Here is a 17,227-nt window from a genome sequence, read left to right as displayed (position 1 = left end):
TTGAAATCAGATCGTTAAAAACGGTCCGCGCGAATTTGAAGACCGATCGAATAGACGTCCTGCAAAAGCGACATTTCCATCCTACCGTCCAACTTTACGATTCTTTCGATCAAGTTCTCGGTTCCCCTTCCGGATCGATTGTTGGCGAGTTTGTAGTCGGATCCCGAGCTCATATTCATGCGAATTTCCTTGTCTTTCATTGAAAAATTCCAAATCGAGATTCCTTTTCCGTATTTGAGATCGTTGTTCGTCACTTCGTTGATGATTCCGAAAAATTCCATCAAACTCGCTTCATCCTTATAAGAATCGAAAATTTTGAGGAGTTCGTCTTCGCATTGAAAATCGATTTCTCTGCCCGCATCCGAGTAACGTCTCAGAAGAACAAGATTTATACCCGTGATAAAATTTTCGGATACGAGATTGAGATCCTCTATTCTTAACATCTGTTCGCGTAACATTCCGATGGATTGATTTACGGTTCCGTGAATTTTTTCGAATAAATTCCGATCCGGTTGGATCGTTCCGCTCAAAAGTTCTTCGGAAAGAAATTTTAGGTCGATTAGCTTTGCCCCGAGATGATCGTGCAGGTCGATATTGATTTTTTGTCTGACCTGTTGAATCGCTTCCCGTTTTTCGTTTTCCTGTTCGATTCGATCCTTGTGAGCTTGGGCCAATTGGAGAAGATTATTCACCCGATACATCAGCTGTTCAAAGTCGAAGGGTTTTATTAAATAATCGTTTGCTCCGGCCTTTAGCGCGGAGATAAGATCGCTGTCTCTATTTTTTGCCGAAACCATTAGAATCGGCAATTCGATCGGACTCAATCGAGTGCGAATTTCTTTCGCCACTTCCAGGCCGGAAAGGCGCGGCATCATCACGTCCAAAATCACAGCTTGGAAATCCGAATCTTGATTCAAAAGTTCTAATGCTTCGCTCCCACTCTGAACGACGTGACATTCCATATTTCGAAGGGAAAGATAGTTCTGGATGACTTCTAAGTTGACCGGTTCGTCGTCTACGACGAGGATTCGAATTCTTTTTTGGGGATTCTTTTCCTTCCATTGCGGATTTTCATTCGAGACAAGCTCCGATGCGCCGAAAGAAGCATAATTTCGATTATTATCTTTTATTTGAGAATCGGGTGCGCTTTTGCTGATCGGAATCGTAAAGTAGAATCGGGAACCCTTATCGACTTCGGAATCCACATTCAATTCCCCTCCGTGTAAGGAAACGAGGGCCCGGCTGATCGTAAGTCCGAGGCCGGTGCCACCGGCATTACCTGCGTCTCCAGACTGAACTCTTTCAAAGAATTCGAATATTCGATTTTGTTGATCTTCTGGAATTCCGATTCCTGTGTCTGTGACGCTGATTTCGGCGGTGTTATCGTCGATCTGTTTTGCGCTTACAGTAATTTTTCCGGATTCCGTAAATTTGACCGCGTTTCCTATCAGGTTTTGAAGAATCTGTTGGAGCCGATTTTCATCCGCAAGGAGAGGAGGGAACCCCGCTTCGATTTCGTTTAACAAAAGTATCTTGGAAGGATCGACGTTGACACGGTTTAGGTTCAGCGTAAAATCGGCGGCTTGTTTTCCGTCCACCGGGATTTTTCGGAGATTGAGATCGCTGTGTTTGAGTTTGGAAAAGTCTTGAATGTCGTTTACCAAATTGGAAAGTCTTTCTCCGCTGGAAACGATCATCCCGAGTTGTCTTTCCACAAAAAAAGAAAGCGCACCGCCGGCTCCTCTTTTTAAGGAATCGGCGATTCCGATAATCCCTTGGAGTGGCGTCCTAAGTTCGTGCGAAGTGGTCGCGAGAAACTCGTCCTTGAGTTTGTCCAAAGAGATCAATCGATCGTTGGAGATTTGTAGGTCGCCGCTCAGTTTTTGAGACAGATAGTAGGAAATGGCAAATTGTTTGGAGATGATAAATGCCTGTGCAATAAAAAAGATCGATATCCCGTAGGAAATAAAATAGGATGTGTTGATGACCATATTCGCATAAAGAAGATCGTTGATGATGATCAGAAAAAGTAGAAAGCAGATTAAGAATCCGATCCAAGCCCCGACTCGTTTGTTTTTAATCGCGCGGATCAAAACGTATACGATATAAACACATTCTATAAATACGAAAAAACTAAAAAGAAGTAAGGTCTTGGAATAAAAGGCTAAATCCGTAACAAGGACGATTCCAGATAACAAGGAGAATGCAGCGACAAACGTGTAAGCGGCCTTTTTATGAAACTCATTTGGAAACATGGATCGTAAAAAGAGGGCTAAGATAAAACCGCCGATATAAACTGAAAGCAATTCCAATCGATAGCTGAGATTAAAGTCAAAGTTCGGAAGAAGCGTGAATAAAAGACGTTCTCCGGTTAATACGATCCTTACGATCGCAACGAGTCCGATAAGAGTAAAATAAAAGTGCGATAGTTCTCTGCGTAAAAGTAAAAAAAGACTGAGATGATAGAATACTCCGATAAATAGTCCGCCGGTGATAAATAGATCCAGCCAGATCGTTCTTTCCCGAAGTGTGGATAACTCTTCGTGTGTTCCGATTAAAACCTTAGCCCAGACTCCTCCTTTAGAATGTGAGAAGTTGGAGACCTCGACGACGATCTCGTTTTTTTTTTCCAAGGAGATCGGAGCGCTGACTGCAGGACGATACAAAGGATTGCTGGTTTCCGCCGAGGTTCCGACGGTGCCGCTGGAAAGAACTTTAACTCCGTTCACATAAAGATTATAGGCGGTCGCGGCCTCTAACATCTTAATTGCGACATTGTTTTGAGGGTTATCTAAAATTACATAGATTCGGTATGTCGCATAACCGAAGTCGGGATAATTTTTTCCATCACGGGAGTAATTTGTCCAGGAGTCGGGAACGTTGATAAATTCGGTTGGCAGTAAGGGGCTATTATTTTGAGAATCAGCCGATTCCTTGATTTCCGAATAGAGTCGATTCCAATAGAACTCCCATTCTCCGTCCAAACTCAAACGACCCTTGGAACTAAAATTCCAATCCGATCCGAGATTCAAAACTCCGTGTTGAACTTTCGGAGGTTTTACCGTGAAAAAAATCCTGTCGCAAGAGACAAAAAATAAAAAGAATAGAATCAAAAATCGAAGCGCTTTGTTCAGTCTATTCTTGATGACAAACATAAGGAATGTCTTAAAGAAAGAATCGAATTCAGGAAACCATTTTCTTTGTTCCGGAATATTTCCGATTGGAAACGGGACTTTTTCGAGTTCGATTTATTATGATAAACCGAACTCCTTTTTTGTTCAGTTTTGTTTTCGAAAAAACCACTCGATCGGGGGATTTGAACGGGAAAATAAAAATCTAAATTTCTTCCGGATTGCAATTTTATAAGGTTTGTCGTCCACTGGAAGCAGGATGTCAAAAGTCGATCCCATTCCTCCAGTTCTTCATCTTTCCGACGTGGTGGAAGAAAAGATAGAACCTCTTTTTTATGCGGGTCGTTTGGAAGATTTACCGCCCGGTTTTCGAGAATACGATAGCTCACATCGACATACATACTTCGCACTTTTCTTTTTTTTGGAAGGAAGCGGACTGCACACGATCGACTTTCAGGAATATACGATCGAAGCCGGTTCACTTTTCTTCTTAAAACCGGCGCAGGTACATTCTTGGAAATTTACGAAATCGGTGAAAGGATTTGCGCTCAAAATTTCCTCCGAGTTTTTTACGGATCAAGGAGAGAATGCTTCCGCGCTCCGCGATTATCCGTTCTTTCAGTTCGCTCGGAGTTCTCCTAAAATTAAAATCGAAGATTGCCCAAGGTTAAGATCGGATTTTGAAAGGCTCATCGATGAAAAGGATCGGAGTTCGGAGAAAAAAATGCTTCTGATCCTGTCTCAGGTGATTCTTTTGCAGGCTAAAAAGGAATATGATTTTCAAGAAGCTAACGAAATTCTCGCGGATTCTACGATCATATCGTTTCAAAAACTCTTGGAAGAGAATTTTTTAAAGGAGAGAAATACCTCCTATTATTCCAGAAAAATCGGAATCTCTCCGAATACCTTGAATCGAATTTGTCACGAAGAATTGGGGAGGTCCGCAAAATCGTTGATTCACGAACGGATTCTTCTCGAGATCAAACGTCTTCTTTTACATTCAAATTTGAATATTACACAAATTGCATGGGAATTGGGTTTCGCGGACAACGCCTATTTTAGTCGTTACTTCAAATCACAGACCGGGACTTCTCCCGAAAAATTCAGAGATTCCAGACGAAAAACACAATAGAATATCGAATCCGTCCATTTACATTTTGATTTTCTTTTTTTATAGTTTCCTTATCTTAAAGGAGATTGAAATGATCGAAAAATTCTTTCATACGGATTCGAGTTGGATCTTGACTTTTGTGCGAATCGCGCTCGGGGTTGTGATACTTCCTCATGGTCTTCAAAAATTATTCGGATGGTTCGGGGGGTTCGGATTGGGCGCTACGATGAGTTTTTTTCAGTCGCAAGGAATTCCTTCCCTGATTGCGTTCCTTGTCATCTTGGCGGAATCCTTGGGAGCTCTCGGTTTGATCCTGGGATTTGCGACAAAACTTTCCGCGTTCGGAATCGGGCTTACGATGCTCGGTGCGGCGATCTTTGTAAGAGCCAACGGTTTTTTTATGAACTGGTTCAATACACAGGCGGGAGAAGGTTTTGAATATCACATTCTCGCGATTGCAATGGCATTGACTCTTATGTTCGGAGGCGGAGGAGCTCTATCTTTGGATGCTCTGATCAGCGAAAAGATTCGATGAGAATTTAAAACGTTTTCGATTTCGGGCGGAGCGATTCTTCCCGGAATCGAAGTTTTATTGAGACGCATTTTATTAACTGACTCGATTTTTTTTCGTTCTCTCTTTAAAGGAATTCTGAAAGAAAGATCTCTTATTAAAAACGAAGACGGACCAATGATAAAATTCTCCCATTCGTTTCTATAAGTTTTTGATCGCAGATCGGTTTTCCTCTTCGAGGAAAACAAACCGTTTTCGACGAACGGCGATTTTTTGAATTCTTACTTCTTCTGTGAAAAAACGCAAAAAATAACGCGCGGGTGTAAGAACGAAGCGGATTTATAGAGGAACGGTTCCCACGTTTCTCGAAACGAAGTAGAGTAGAGCTTTCCGCGGATTAAAAACGAGATCGGAGAGGGAAACGCTGCGACGCGAAGAACGATCGCAGCGGTTTTCGAAATCATCGAGAGGTTATTTTCTTTTGGGAAGATTTGTTTTTTGTGGATTGGAGACGAGTCGCCGTAGTTTTTTGTTTTCCAAGTTTCTTTTCCGGACCCGATTTTGGATTCGTTTGTTTTTTACTAAACCTTTTCAAAAGAAAGACAGCGATTTCTTCTCCCTTTTTCATCCCTAAATCTACGGTTTCCTTGAGTTTGGATCCGTTTGTTGTGACGAGCGTCACGGGCAATTGATTTTCGGGAGAGATCATGTGGATCTGCACTCCCTTCGGAGGTTTTTGTGCGACCTCGCGTGCTATGTTGAAATGGTGATGGTGCCAACGACTCATCAAACGCGCCATCTTCCAGTCTTTCGGAAAAGATAGAAAACTCGTAAAAAATCCGAATGGAGGAGAAACTTTTTCAACGGGAGAATTTAAGACAATTGTAATGTCCTTATAGCCAGCTTCGATCAGATCCTCCAACGGAAGAGGATTGAGAACCGCCGCGTCGGAATAAAGATTTCCGTCCACTCTGTGTCTTCCTCTTGTCGCGATGGGAAGGGAAGTGGCCGCTTTCAAAAGATCGAATATGTTAGTCGTCGTGGCTCTTACGTATTCAATACTTCTTGTGTGAAGGTTGCTCACTGCGATTCTGAATTCGGGAAGACCGAACTTTTCAAAGTTCTCCGCTGGGAGGGGATATTTCTGACCGAAGAGGTCGTCCACGAGATATTCCTGATCCAAAAATGTTTTTCCTTGAAAGGGATGAAACGGCGAGATGAGTTTGCGACCCGCTAATTCGAAATACCAAATCGCTAGAGTTTTTAAACTTTTTTCGGGCTCTGGCTTCGGCATCGTGACGTAATAAGCGGCTGAACAAGCCCCTGAGGAAACCGCGACCACAAGGTCGAAATATTTTGGGGAAAGAATCGTATGCAAAGAATGTAATGCTCCTCCTGCGAAGGCTCCTTTCATTCCTCCACCTTCCACAAGTAGGGCTCGTTTGTTTCCTTTTGCGGGTGGAATTCTCATACTGCCGATCCCACCACGTTGGATTCCGATTCCTCGTAACTGTCGCTCGCCCCTTTTTTGTAAGTGAAAGGATAGGTTAAGTTGGTAAGACTAGCGATGTCGTGCATACGTTCGTGCAGGAATTCTTCCGGATCCTGATTCGGATATAAGTGTTTTAATTCTCCGATTCGAATCGTAAGTTTTGTTCTTCTTAAAAAACCTCTAGGTTCATAGTCCAGTCCGAGACAAAGGACAGGGAGCGGAGATTCCGGTTTGCCAACGATAAAACGAAATGCGCCGGCCCTTCCTCTCCCCATTTTGTATGGTACGGTGGTTTGTTCCGGAAAGATCACGAGCATATTACCATTGTATAATACTTTTCGCGCGAATAGAAGATCCTTTTTGCTCTTACGGGGTTCGAGTCGGTTTAACGGGATTCCTCCGCATTTCAAAAAGAAATCAAAAAAAATCGGGGCTGCCATAGAATCTTTCATCACGGCCCAGATACTCCAACGAACCTTATAAAGCGCTTTCGAAAGACCCAGAGGGATATCGTCGTTTCTCTGGTGTTTGGCGAGAACTAAAACGGTTCCGTCTTTGGGAACGTTGTGAAGTCCGTGAACTTCGGCCTTGTAAAATAGGCTTCCATAGAAACGACCGAACCAGTCTAAAATTCTTCGAACTCGATACGAACTTCCCGGATGCAAACCCGGTTCCGAGTCGGGAGCCTTGTATTTTTTATGGGATCGTTTTTCGTTTTGGGCGGAATTTGCTGATTTCATACATGGAATGAGAGCCGGATTGTAGGAATAGGTTGCAAAAAAAAGAACATTGTTCGTTAAGAATTCTTCTTTTTACGAAACGTGAAGATTTTTTTTGGGAAGAAAAAAACGAGAGTCGGTCGTTTAAAACTTCGTTTTAGCGATCATACGTATAAACGGCCCCGGTATTGATGGCCGCGTCGTCGTCGGTCGCTGCGGCAGGAGGTGTGTTCGGAGCAAAGACATTTAAATTCTGGGAACTGTCTTCCCCGCTTGCACCGATTACGATGCAGTCGTTCGAAACTCCGACGCTACTGCCAAAACCGTCCCCGGTTCCACCCACATTTTCCGCGTTAGGCGCTTTGAGATACGATCGTATGCTCCAACCGGAATTCGATCTGTGAAAGACATAGGCCGCTCCTGAGTTTGTCGCGGTGTCGTCGTCGGTCGCAGACGTCGGAAAGACGGAGGGAGAGTTTAAGACCGAAGACCACGAACTGTCTTCCGCAGAGGCTCCTACAACGATGATGTCTCCAAAGATGGCGACGCTGGCTCCGAATGAATCACCGCCGGCGAAATTTTCCGCGTTAGGCGCTTTTAAATAACTTTCCCAAGACCAAGTTGATCCGGAACGAACAAACACATAGGCGGCGCCGGCGCCGGCGGCCGCGTCGTTGTCTCCTGCAGGGGTCAGACTCGGACCCAGGGCGTTGAGCACGCTCCCTTGATTGCTGTCTTCTCCGGTGGCGGCAACTACGATTCGAGATCCGGAAATCGCTACGTTCGCTCCAAACTGGTCGTTGACTTCCGCATTGGGAGCTTTTAGGTAGGCTTCCCAAATCCAGTTGCCTCCACTTTTGCGAAATACATAAACAGCGCCTGCGGACAAAGCGGAATCATTATCACCAGCTGGGGTGAGACTTGGATCCGGGGCGTTGGAAACGGTCGTTTGGTTGCTCCTTTCTCCTCTGGCGCCGACTGCGATCGTATTCGAATCTTCTGATATAGAAACGCTGGAACCGAAATTATCGTTAGCCTCCGCGTTGGGGGCTTTGAGATAAGCCTGAAAAGCCCAGGTTGTACCCGTTCTTGAAAAAACATAGGCCGCACCAGAGTCCACTGCATTTGTATTACTGACAAAAGTCGAAGGTGCGTTTGTAACGGAAGTTTGATCACAGTCCTCAAAGACCGCTCCGACCACGATCGTATCTCCGGAGATCGCAACTGCGTTTCCGAATTGATTTGTCGCTGCCGCGTTAGGCGCCTTTAGATAGGCCTCCAGGGCCCAGGTGTTTCCCGTTCTACGAAAAACATAAGCGGCTCCGCTATTCCCGGCGCTGTCATTGTCTCCCGCGGGAGTGAGGCCCGTGAAGGGGGAGTGGATGACGTTTGTTTGATTGCTATCCTCTGAATTGACGCCGACGACGATGGTATCTCCGGAAATCGACACGCTTGTACCAAACATATCACTTGTCTCTGCGTTCGGAGCTTTGAGATACGCCTCGAGAGCCCAAGTAGTTCCGATACGGCGAAACACATAAACGGCTCCGGAATTTAAAGCCGTGTCGTCGTCCGTCGCCGCAGAAAGAACCGGTCCGGGAAAGTTTGTAACCGTCGTTTGGTTGCTGTCTTCCTGTGTCGCTCCTACGACCAGGGTGTCTCCGGAAATTGCCACCTTGTTTCCAAAAGAATCTCCACTCCCCGCGAAGTTCTCGGAATTCGGAGATTTGAGATAAGATGCCCAAGAAGAATTCAGGGCTTGGATCGTGATATCGATCGAAACGCTCGTAGAACCGTTTTCATTGGAGGCAGTGATTGTATAAGAAGTGGGGCCTTGCGCGGTTGTAGGAATTCCCGAAATTTCTCCGGTGTTCGTATCGAAAGACAATCCGCTCGGAAGTGCTGGCTCGATGGAGAATGTCGTTGGGTTTCCCGTCGAAGTGGGTTGAACCGCGATGATAGAAACATTCTTCACAAACGTGAGAGATGAGTTCGAAAAACTCAAGTTTGGAAGAATTGGATCTTCAGTCGGCAACGGACGAGAGCCCGAGATCGGATTTCCCAATAAGACCAGAGTGTCGTTTGTGGATTGATCTGGAAGGCATCCAAATGTTGCACTTAGAACCCAGAAAATACAAAAGATCGAGGAAACAGATAAGAATGGCTTACAAAAAAAAACTTTTCCTTTCATCCTATTTCCTCCCTGTGAGTTTTAAACCTAAGGTTTCCTTTTGGAAGGATTTGGCCTTTGGTTGTTTGCATAAGAATACGGAAGAAAAGACAAAAATACAGCCTGAGTTATAATCTATGAATCCCTTGATTATAATCTTTTTCAGACACCGATAGCGAATTTGCAATTTCCGTTTTGTTCTGACAAAAACACCGGACAAATGACATGGAAAGAAAAGGAAGGAAAAAGAATCAATTCCAAGAAAGGAATGGATTTAAAGAAGATAAAACAAAAACGAAAAAGAAAATGCGGTAACGTTCTGATATATAATAAAAATACAATATAGATCCGTAGGCGGCGGCTAACATGTTTAAGAGGATAAAAAGAAGAATTACTTTGAATCTTTGCAAGGGATGAAACGCTCAGGGACAATCAAAGGAATAAAACAGAATTTTTTACAGCAAATTTTGATTCTCCCCAAACACAAATCTGAAATTTTCCAAAAAAATCCCTCAAGGAATAGGATTTCAAAGGTTTGAAATTTTGTTTTTAATCCGGATAAAAAAAGGGGGGCGACGAAATCGGAATTCTTTTTCTCCGATTTCTTTTGCATTTTGTGGAAACTTTTAGAGGATTACGATCTTGCAATGCCATTCTGCGGTTCGAAAATCCCAAGGAATAAAAATGTGGATTCAGAGTAAATCGATGCCAAATCTTTTCAAAAGAAGGGCAAAACTCCCGTAGAGGAGGAGGGTCGTCAAGATGGAAGTTCCAATCGCGGGCCAGAAACCGATCGACTCATGAATTTTCGGAAAGAAAAAAAACATCGGAAGGCTCGGGATTACATACCAAAACGTGTAGTAGGCGTGATTTTCAATCTTGGAAGAATCCGCTTGTTCCAATTTTAACCAAATCAGAGTTAGGATCGTAACCAGTGGAAGAGATCCGATCAAAGCCGCCAGTTTATCGTTTTTTTTGGCAACTTCGGAAATTGCGACGATCAAAAAAGAGGTCATGGCGTATTTGAAAACTAAATAGAGCATTCTTTTTTCTCCAGAAAAGTGTATCTTTGGATAGAATTTGGACCTCAGCGATTTCATCCATCCAATCCTGCTCTTATAAATAATATTCCTTATATTCCAAAAATACGTTTCTTTAGACGCGGATTTTCCAACTCCATTTCTTTCAAGGGTCTATTCTTACTCACAAGTTGTCTGGATCGGAGGAAAGTCCGTCGGAACTCCGACAATTCTTCCGTGAAAGTCGCGGGCCCCACCCTGATCTTGGGTGGAGGGGTGAGGTGGCGGGAAAAACTCCGGTGGACTTTTCTATATCACAGAATTCTAATTTTGCAAGAAAAAATCCCTGTGTAGGAACTACGACAAAATTCCGCTTCTCGGACAACTTCCGTCGGAACTACGACAATTCTTCCGTGAAAGTCGCGGGCCCCACCCTGATTTTGGGTGGAGGGGAGCGGTGGCGGGAAAAACTCCGGTGGACTTTTCTATATCACAGAATCCTAATTTTGCAAGAAAAAATCCCTGTGTAGGAACTACGACGGGTTCTTCTTTTACTTCTCCGGGGGCAGAACCGTAAAACTCAAATTGATCTTTGTCTTCTCTTCCCCTTCAAAAAGAGAAGAATTAAATTTGAATTCCACATCTGCGGGAAAGATTGTATTCGTATAAGGAAAGGATCCCAATCGATTTTCTTTTTTGAGTTTATCCTTGATCATCGATCCCAAATATTGAAAGGATCCGATCCAATCTTCTCCCATCTCAAAACCTTCCATTCTTTCTACGGTTCCGGAAAGACTCACCGTCGCGAAGTAAGAATCCTTGATCGCCTTTGCTTCCGAAGGAAGTAATTTGCGATTGAAGCGGAGAATAAAACCGGGAGTTTCCCTTGCGTGAAAGTACAGATAATTCGCAAACTTTTCCCAGGTATCAGGCTTCTTTACGTTCGGGATTTCAACTATGTAGTGATGGTTTTTTTCAACGGGTTCCAAACATTCTCCCATTCGATTGAAATGGTCGCAGAGAGTGACCGAAGCGATTTCCAATTTAGAGGGGGCGCACTGAATCATTAAAATCGAGAAAAGAATAAAAAGAAAAGAATTAGTTTTTTGTAATATTTTGTACATAAGATTCTCTCAGGCTCGTAAAAAAATAGATCGCTTCCGGTGTCTTAAAAAAAGGAGGGGAAGTTTCGCGACTCACCATCTTTTGTTTCTGGTAGTTGTAAACGGTTTCCGCATAGACACCGTTGAAAAGATAAATTCTATGAAAATCATCCCGAATGGACGCCATGACGACCGAGTGACTGCAAAGATAACCGGGAAAGATCCGAATTCCGCTGTCTTTTTCAAGAGCCGCATTCTGAATCGCGAGACATTCTTTCTGGATCGAAGGTAGTTCTTCTCGGTGGATTCTCCTTTTGAAAGAAAGAATTTTCGTATGCCTTCCCGGAAATTGATTCCAGAGGTCGGCTTCCGGATCCTTCCAAGTTGGCATCGGATTGCTTTCATACAAGGTCGCCGAGAATTTTTTTTCGGTCTTTACTTTGATCGAATAAAACATTTCCGCGTCTTCATACGCGATTACAATAAAGAAGGAGGCGCCGGGAGGTTTGGTCAGCTTTTCTTTTTCAAGAGGTTTCTTTTTGGGGGAATTCATTGGGATTGAAAATCAGCTTCCAGATTTTACTTTCGAATCGAAATAATCCAGAATAATTTTATTCAACCACCTTCCATCCGGAATTTCCGGAGTTGGATCGGTTAAGAATCCAACGTGACCGCCTTTGGGAGTGAGGATCGTCTGAATATGCGGCAAATTCTCCCATCCGATTTTCTCCCAATCAAAGGGAGGAACAACCGGATCATCCTCTGAATGAATGACGATTCCAGGATGACGGATTTCCGGTATATAGTGTTTACTCGAACAATCTTGATAGTAATCCAAAGCACCCCGATAACCGAAAAAAGGAGCGGTCACAAGATCGTCGAAATCAAAGAACGTCTTCGTCTCAAAAGCGTTCTTCTCGAGTTCGGGAGGAAGTTGTATGACCTTATTCTTAATCTTCTTTCGAAACTCGGAAACGAAACGATCCCTATAAAATCTTCCTTCTGCGGAGTCGATAAACTCGCAACCCTTCAAAAGATCCAAGGGAGGATTTGTGGAAGAGAAGGCTTCCACCTTATGATTGCGTCTTTCTCCTAAATACTTTAAAACCAAACTCGCGGAAAGGGAGAATCCGGAGAGAAAAATCCGATGAGAAAGTTTTTCCCAAACAAAATCGATCACGTCTTGAACGTCCTTCGTCTGACCGATGTTATAAGTTCCTTTTGAAAATCCCTGGCCTCGTCCGCAGTTTCTTAGATTCATCCGAACGCATCCGTAGCCTCTTTGTAGGGCATTCTGCGCGAGAGCGACAAGATAAGAGCTGTCCGAAGTTCCTTCCATCCCGTGAATCATCACGATATAAGTACCGTTCCATTTCGGAGCCGAAGAAGAATAATGTTGAAGAGGGGGGTTGTGTTCTAGCCAGACCGCGTCTCCGGAACCGTCGCTCAATTGAAGGAGAACGTCTTCTACATAATACGTCGTTCTGAGATGATTTTGTGGAGGAAAGAACGTACTGTATACGGTCTGGAGGTGTTTGCCTTTGAGAAACCGTTTTGGCTTGAAGGGTTGAGAACTCATTTCAGGAAGGATCCTTACTTAGACATCAGAGTTCTTGAAAGAATTCGTCCCAGTCCGCGAGTTGTTCTTTGTTTACGTGAGGCGATTTTTTTAAGAATTTATGCATTCTCTTTAAAAAATCGATTCCTCTTTTTACGATTCCAGCGTCTTCCGGATGCATATCGGAAAGATAGAAGTTTACGAATTCGTCGAGCTCAAAGGAACCGATGTCTTTTAACAAAACTTCTTCCTTGGTTTCTTCTTCGTCTTCTCCTTCTAAAAAAAGAAGCGATGAAAATTCCAGGAAGAGTTCGTTTAATTTCTGATCTTCTTCCGCGTTTCTTCCCTTTTGGGGAGCCGCTAAAAATTCTTTTAAAAAATCGTTGAGAGAAACGGTTTTGGACAAGAGAAAATCCAATCAGCTAAAGTCGATTGTTGTCGCGAGCTTATCTACGATTCCGTATTTGAGCGCTTCTTCAGCGTCCATATAATAGTCGCGATCCGTATCTTCTTCGAGTTTAGAAACGGGATGTCCGCAGGCGTCCGCGAGAATCTGGTTCAATTTGGCTTTTGTTTTGAGAATTTCCTCTGCGTGGATTTTTAAATCCGTCGCGGGAGCTACGATTTGTCCGCCGATGCTCGGTTGGTGAATCATCACTTTTCCATTCGGCCAAATCGAACGTTCTCCTTTTTTTCCGGCAGCGAGAAGAACGGAACCCATAGAGGCGGCCATTCCCATACAAACCGTGTGAACCGGAGAAGTGATCATTTGGATCGTATCAAATACGGTCATTCCGGAAGTTACAACACCGCCGGGGCTATTGATAAAAAACGTGATTGGTTTTCCTGGATCTTTCATTTCCAAGAAGAGGAGTTTGCCGACCAAGTCCTTAGACGATTCGTCGGTTACCGGACCCCAGAGAAAAATCTTTCTGTGGTCGAGGAAATTTTTAGAAATTTTACTTCCTGTGAGTTCTTCGAATACTTCCTGAATTTTTTCTGTTTCTGGCATTCCTGAACCTTTCCTTTAGTTGTTGCTAAAGTCCAGTTTCTTCTTCCTCATTTTTATGAAAACTCCAATACAAGTAAAACTAGCAAAGATTGCGTAGAAAATCCGAATAAATTGGATCGGTGGAACCGGAAATTGTTTCCCGGGACGAAACGCATTGAGTCTGGACGCGAGAATGGGTTTTAACTCGCCAACGTTCTCCGTTTCTCTGAATTTTATAATCTGCGCATTCTCGCTCAAAAGATAGAATCTTCGGGCCTCTCTTTCGAGGGCCACTTGATCATTTTTTAAAATCCTTTGTTTCTCTTCCAACTGTCTATTCTCATAGGAAAGTCTTTCCACGTCCAACTGGAGCGAAGCGAGAGATTCTTCCAGTTGGGAACGTACTACGATCCCGGATTCTCCCAGGACGATGAAATAGAAGAGCCCTGAGAGAAAACATGAGAACCAAAAGACTTTTGTCGAAAGAGAAGTCATAGTTTAAAGATTATAAAAAGTCTCCCTACCTTTGTAAATCGCCGAGTTTCCGAGTTCTTCTTCGATTCGAAGAAGCTCGTTGTATTTTGCAATTCGATCCGTTCTGGAAAGAGAACCCGTCTTGATCTGTCCCGCGTTTGTCGCAACCGCGATATGAGAGATAGTAACGTCTTCGGTTTCCCCGCTTCGGTGACTCACCACATTCGTGTATTTGGCTTTTTTCGCCATTTCAATCGAAGCGAGAGTTTCGGAAAGGGAACCGATCTGATTTACTTTGATCAGGATCGAGTTACCGACTCCGGAAGCGATTCCTTTGGAAAGTTTCTCAATGTTTGTAACAAAGAGATCGTCTCCTACAAGCTGAATTTTCTTTCCTAATTTTTCGGAAAGAAGTTTCCAGCCGTCCCAGTCGTTTTCGTCCAAACCGTCTTCGATCGTAATGATCGGATATTTGGAGACCAAATTCGCATAATAATCTACCAATTCGGAACTGGAGAACTCTTTATTATTTTCGGCACCGAGTACGTATTTCTTTTTGCTTTTGTCGTAAAACTCGGAAGAAGCCGCATCCAAACCCAATAAAACGTCTTTTTCCGGTTTATAACCGGCCTTTTCGATCGCCTGAAGAATGACTTCGATCGCTTCCACGTTGCTTGTGAGGTTGGGAGCAAAGCCGCCTTCGTCACCCACGGCCGTGTTCAGATTCTTACTTTTGAGCACACCTTTTAAAGAATGGAATACTTCGGCTCCCATTCTGAGTCCTTCCCGGAAACTTTTGGCTCCCACGGGGAGAATCATAAATTCTTGAAAGTCCACGTTGTTGTCCGCATGAGCTCCGCCGTTGATGATGTTCATCATCGGAACCGGAAGTTCTCTCGCAAAGTTTCCTCCAATATAACGGTATAATGGAAGTTTGGAATAAGCCGCAGAAGCTTTGGCAACGGCGAGTGACGTTCCAAGGATCGCGTTGGCTCCGAGTTTTCCTTTGTTTTTGGTTCCGTCCGCGTCGAGCATCAACTGATCGATTCGATTTTGATCCAGTGCGTCTTCGCCTTTAAGAACTTCTTGGATCTTTACGTTTACGTGTTCGACGGCCTTGAGAACTCCTTTTCCGAGATAGCGGTGTTTGTCGCCGTCTCTGAGTTCGACAGCCTCGTATTCTCCGGTCGAAGCTCCGGAAGGAACCGCGGCTCTACCAAAGGAGCCGTCTACTAAGGTAACATCCACCTCAACGGTCGGATTTCCGCGCGAGTCGATGATTTCCCGAGCGTGTATTTTTTGAATTTGAGAGTTATGAGACATTGTACTTCCTGAGATTCTCTATGTTTAGTGCCTGACGGAGAAGAAAAGAGACCGCAAAAACAAAACGAAACCCGATTTTGATTTCTCAAAAACTAAAATCAAAAGAATCGGTTTTAGTTTTGAATTGGAGGCTTCATTTTCCAGCTCCCGAGTCAGAGTCAGGGTTATTAAACGGTCCATATCGAATAAATCAAGCGGGAAACGAAAAAATGGATTGCCCGCTTCTGTCTGATTTCTTATAGCTAAACCCCGAAAGGAAACGATTGGATCGCTCGAAATGAAATTCTCCGAAAAACACGTCTTAGGTTTTCACGCCGTCTTTACTATCATTGCGGCTCTGATTCTTTTTAGTCCCGGAAATCTTTCCACGGGCTGGAGAATGTTCTGCATTGTACTTGTCTATAACGCGGGACTTCCGTTGTTTTCCAGGATCTGGACGCACGAACGTTGGACGGATCTCTGGTTTTTTCTTTTACCTTTGAGTTTTTTTCAAGTGTTCCCCGATTGGTTTTTATCCAAGGTGATAGGCTCCTTAGAATTTCCGGAAGATGGATTTCCAAAGATCGGAACTGTTTCCGGTTATATGGCGGGTCTTTGGGTGATCCCCTTGTTTCTTTCCACGTTTATATCGATCCGTTATCGGAAACGAGTTTCCGATGCTCCGGCGATCCAGAGTTACTTGATCGGAGGTTCGGTCGCTTTTTTGATCTTCTTAGGTTCGGAGGAATTTTCTTATCTCATCCCGGTCTGGTTTGCGAAGAATGTTTTTATGGTAGGACACGTTGCTGTTTACGTCCTGATTCCGGAATTCATTCTCGGAGCTTTTGCCGCGTATGCCTATCACGTTTCGGAATACGCTTCTCTTCCGGAGAAAATTCTCTGGGCCTTTTTGACGATGTGCGTCTATTTGGGAGCGCTCGCCTTTTTCTTTTTGTTAATCGAAGGAAGTTCTAAGATTTCGATTTAGGAAGAATTTGTTTTTTGGAAGGGATCCTGCATTCCATGCGAAAAATATCTTTGAGAATCGAAGATTCTCCGAAGAGCGTTTTGTCCTGAAAGGACTTTTGATCGGATCCGAAAACGGAAGGCACGAACTGTGAAAGGAGAGAACTCGAATCCAAAAAGAATGGGAGTTTTTTAGATCGTTCTTTACGATCTCAAAATCCTTGGGCGAATCGTCTTTTGTTTCGAAGTGTCTTTCTTTGCAAAATAAGATTCCAAATCGAATGAGGTTTGGATTTTGATTTGATGGAAGGAATCGTTGGTCGTAAATATTTTGCATAGAAGTCGAAAAATAGATTTGTAACGAAGGAAGTTTCGAAGAAAAATTTCGGTCCGATGTCATATTCAAAATTTAGAATGCTCTTGTTTATTTTTTTTGAAGGAATCGTTTAGGAGAGGAATTTCCATTTTTTGAGGAACGTTCCGGATACTTTTCTTTTTGTTAAGACCGGGTTTTGCGACGGAGCTTTTTACTGTTGGTGAACAAACACGTGGTGTGAGTTCCTACATTCTCAAAGGGAATCTCTGAAATGTGTGAGTTCCTGCATTCTCAAAGGGAATCTCTGAAATGTGTGAGTTCCTACATTCTCAAAGCGAATTTCTGAAATGTGTGAGTTCCTACA

At 43.6% G+C, this 17,227-nt stretch carries 15 protein-coding genes; 3 read left to right on the top strand and 12 right to left on the bottom strand.

Translation table 11 applies throughout. The annotated features are described in order from the left end of the window. Window positions 1–14: 14 nt before the first annotated feature. Complete coding sequence (locus tag JWG45_RS15510; protein WP_205280555.1) at window positions 15–3,155, bottom strand: ATP-binding protein; 3,141 nt, start codon at window positions 3,153–3,155, stop codon at window positions 15–17. A gap of 235 nt (window positions 3,156–3,390) precedes the next feature. Here JWG45_RS15510 and JWG45_RS15505 point away from each other — a divergent pair, with 235 nt between their 5' ends. Beyond that, window positions 3,391–4,263, top strand: a complete 873-nt coding sequence (locus JWG45_RS15505) for a helix-turn-helix domain-containing protein (RefSeq protein ID WP_205280554.1) — start codon at window positions 3,391–3,393, stop codon at window positions 4,261–4,263. 70 nt (window positions 4,264–4,333) lie between these two features. Beyond that, a complete protein-coding gene (locus JWG45_RS15500) occupies window positions 4,334–4,777 on the top strand; it encodes a DoxX family protein (RefSeq protein WP_205280553.1) in 444 nt (147 codons plus the stop codon). Between the two features lie 436 nt (window positions 4,778–5,213). Here JWG45_RS15500 and JWG45_RS15495 read toward each other — a convergent pair whose 3' ends face one another. From JWG45_RS15495 to eno, 11 genes are all read right to left on the bottom strand, one after another. Next, window positions 5,214–6,224 (bottom strand): patatin-like phospholipase family protein, encoded by a 1,011-nt coding sequence (locus JWG45_RS15495; protein WP_205280552.1) that lies wholly within the window; start codon window positions 6,222–6,224, stop codon window positions 5,214–5,216. Continuing rightward, window positions 6,221–6,985 (bottom strand): lysophospholipid acyltransferase family protein, encoded by a 765-nt coding sequence (locus JWG45_RS15490; RefSeq protein ID WP_205280551.1) that lies wholly within the window; start codon window positions 6,983–6,985, stop codon window positions 6,221–6,223. Before JWG45_RS15490 ends, JWG45_RS15495 begins: the two co-directional genes overlap by 4 nt. A 136-nt stretch (window positions 6,986–7,121) precedes the next feature. Continuing rightward, a complete protein-coding gene (locus tag JWG45_RS15485; protein WP_205280550.1) occupies window positions 7,122–9,155 on the bottom strand; it encodes a putative Ig domain-containing protein in 2,034 nt (677 codons plus the stop codon). Between the two features lie 671 nt (window positions 9,156–9,826). Continuing rightward, window positions 9,827–10,177, bottom strand: coding sequence for a DUF3147 family protein (locus tag JWG45_RS15480; protein ID WP_205280549.1), 351 nt, complete (start codon window positions 10,175–10,177; stop codon window positions 9,827–9,829). Between the two features lie 527 nt (window positions 10,178–10,704). Beyond that, window positions 10,705–11,277, bottom strand: coding sequence for a complement regulator-acquiring protein LcpA (gene lcpA, locus JWG45_RS15475; RefSeq protein ID WP_205280548.1), 573 nt, complete (start codon window positions 11,275–11,277; stop codon window positions 10,705–10,707). Further along, window positions 11,252–11,809, bottom strand: coding sequence for a DUF4416 family protein (locus JWG45_RS15470; protein ID WP_205280547.1), 558 nt, complete (start codon window positions 11,807–11,809; stop codon window positions 11,252–11,254). The genes lcpA and JWG45_RS15470 overlap by 26 nt, the downstream gene beginning before the upstream one ends. Window positions 11,810–11,821: 12 nt before the next feature. Further along, a complete protein-coding gene (locus JWG45_RS15465) occupies window positions 11,822–12,835 on the bottom strand; it encodes a YheT family hydrolase (protein ID WP_205280546.1) in 1,014 nt (337 codons plus the stop codon). Window positions 12,836–12,860: 25 nt separating this feature from the next. After that, window positions 12,861–13,220 carry a hypothetical protein gene (locus tag JWG45_RS15460; RefSeq protein ID WP_205280545.1) on the bottom strand — a complete coding sequence of 120 codons (360 nt, stop codon included), beginning with the start codon at window positions 13,218–13,220 and terminating at the stop codon, window positions 12,861–12,863. Window positions 13,221–13,232: 12 nt separating this feature from the next. Continuing rightward, complete coding sequence (locus tag JWG45_RS15455) at window positions 13,233–13,826, bottom strand: ATP-dependent Clp protease proteolytic subunit (protein WP_069607558.1); 594 nt, start codon at window positions 13,824–13,826, stop codon at window positions 13,233–13,235. A 15-nt stretch (window positions 13,827–13,841) separates the two neighbouring features. After that, window positions 13,842–14,300: a septum formation initiator family protein gene (locus tag JWG45_RS15450; RefSeq protein ID WP_205280544.1), complete on the bottom strand. Its 459-nt coding sequence runs from the start codon at window positions 14,298–14,300 to the stop codon at window positions 13,842–13,844. A 3-nt stretch (window positions 14,301–14,303) separates the two neighbouring features. After that, window positions 14,304–15,602, bottom strand: coding sequence for a phosphopyruvate hydratase (gene eno, locus JWG45_RS15445; RefSeq protein ID WP_205280543.1), 1,299 nt, complete (start codon window positions 15,600–15,602; stop codon window positions 14,304–14,306). A 277-nt stretch (window positions 15,603–15,879) separates the two neighbouring features. On the opposite strand from eno, the gene JWG45_RS15440 reads away from it, so the two are divergent. Next, on the top strand, window positions 15,880–16,569 hold the full coding sequence (locus JWG45_RS15440) for a DUF6989 domain-containing protein (RefSeq protein ID WP_205280542.1): 690 nt from the start codon (window positions 15,880–15,882) through the stop codon (window positions 16,567–16,569). The last annotated feature ends 658 nt before the right edge of the window (window positions 16,570–17,227 follow it).

This window comes from Leptospira ainlahdjerensis, from assembly GCF_016919175.1.
Taxonomy (GTDB): Bacteria; Spirochaetota; Leptospiria; order Leptospirales; family Leptospiraceae; genus Leptospira; species Leptospira ainlahdjerensis.
This window is presented reverse-complemented; position numbering and strand designations above follow the sequence as displayed.

Excerpts from the sequence above, each read along its gene's own strand:
- JWG45_RS15510 (WP_205280555.1), bottom strand. The coding sequence starts at position 3,155 with ATGTTTGTCATCAAGAATAGACTGAACAAAGCGCTTCGATTTTTGATT.
- JWG45_RS15505 (WP_205280554.1), top strand. The coding sequence starts at position 3,391 with ATGTCAAAAGTCGATCCCATTCCTCCAGTTCTTCATCTTTCCGACGTG.
- JWG45_RS15500 (WP_205280553.1), top strand. The coding sequence starts at position 4,334 with ATGATCGAAAAATTCTTTCATACGGATTCGAGTTGGATCTTGACTTTT.
- JWG45_RS15495 (WP_205280552.1), bottom strand. The coding sequence starts at position 6,224 with ATGAGAATTCCACCCGCAAAAGGAAACAAACGAGCCCTACTTGTGGAA.
- JWG45_RS15490 (WP_205280551.1), bottom strand. The coding sequence starts at position 6,985 with ATGAAATCAGCAAATTCCGCCCAAAACGAAAAACGATCCCATAAAAAA.
- JWG45_RS15485 (WP_205280550.1), bottom strand. The coding sequence starts at position 9,155 with ATGAAAGGAAAAGTTTTTTTTTGTAAGCCATTCTTATCTGTTTCCTCG.
- JWG45_RS15480 (WP_205280549.1), bottom strand. The coding sequence starts at position 10,177 with ATGCTCTATTTAGTTTTCAAATACGCCATGACCTCTTTTTTGATCGTC.
- lcpA (WP_205280548.1), bottom strand. The coding sequence starts at position 11,277 with ATGTACAAAATATTACAAAAAACTAATTCTTTTCTTTTTATTCTTTTC.
- JWG45_RS15470 (WP_205280547.1), bottom strand. The coding sequence starts at position 11,809 with ATGAATTCCCCCAAAAAGAAACCTCTTGAAAAAGAAAAGCTGACCAAA.
- JWG45_RS15465 (WP_205280546.1), bottom strand. The coding sequence starts at position 12,835 with ATGAGTTCTCAACCCTTCAAGCCAAAACGGTTTCTCAAAGGCAAACAC.
- JWG45_RS15455 (WP_069607558.1), bottom strand. The coding sequence starts at position 13,826 with ATGCCAGAAACAGAAAAAATTCAGGAAGTATTCGAAGAACTCACAGGA.
- JWG45_RS15450 (WP_205280544.1), bottom strand. The coding sequence starts at position 14,300 with ATGACTTCTCTTTCGACAAAAGTCTTTTGGTTCTCATGTTTTCTCTCA.
- eno (WP_205280543.1), bottom strand. The coding sequence starts at position 15,602 with ATGTCTCATAACTCTCAAATTCAAAAAATACACGCTCGGGAAATCATC.
- JWG45_RS15440 (WP_205280542.1), top strand. The coding sequence starts at position 15,880 with ATGAAATTCTCCGAAAAACACGTCTTAGGTTTTCACGCCGTCTTTACT.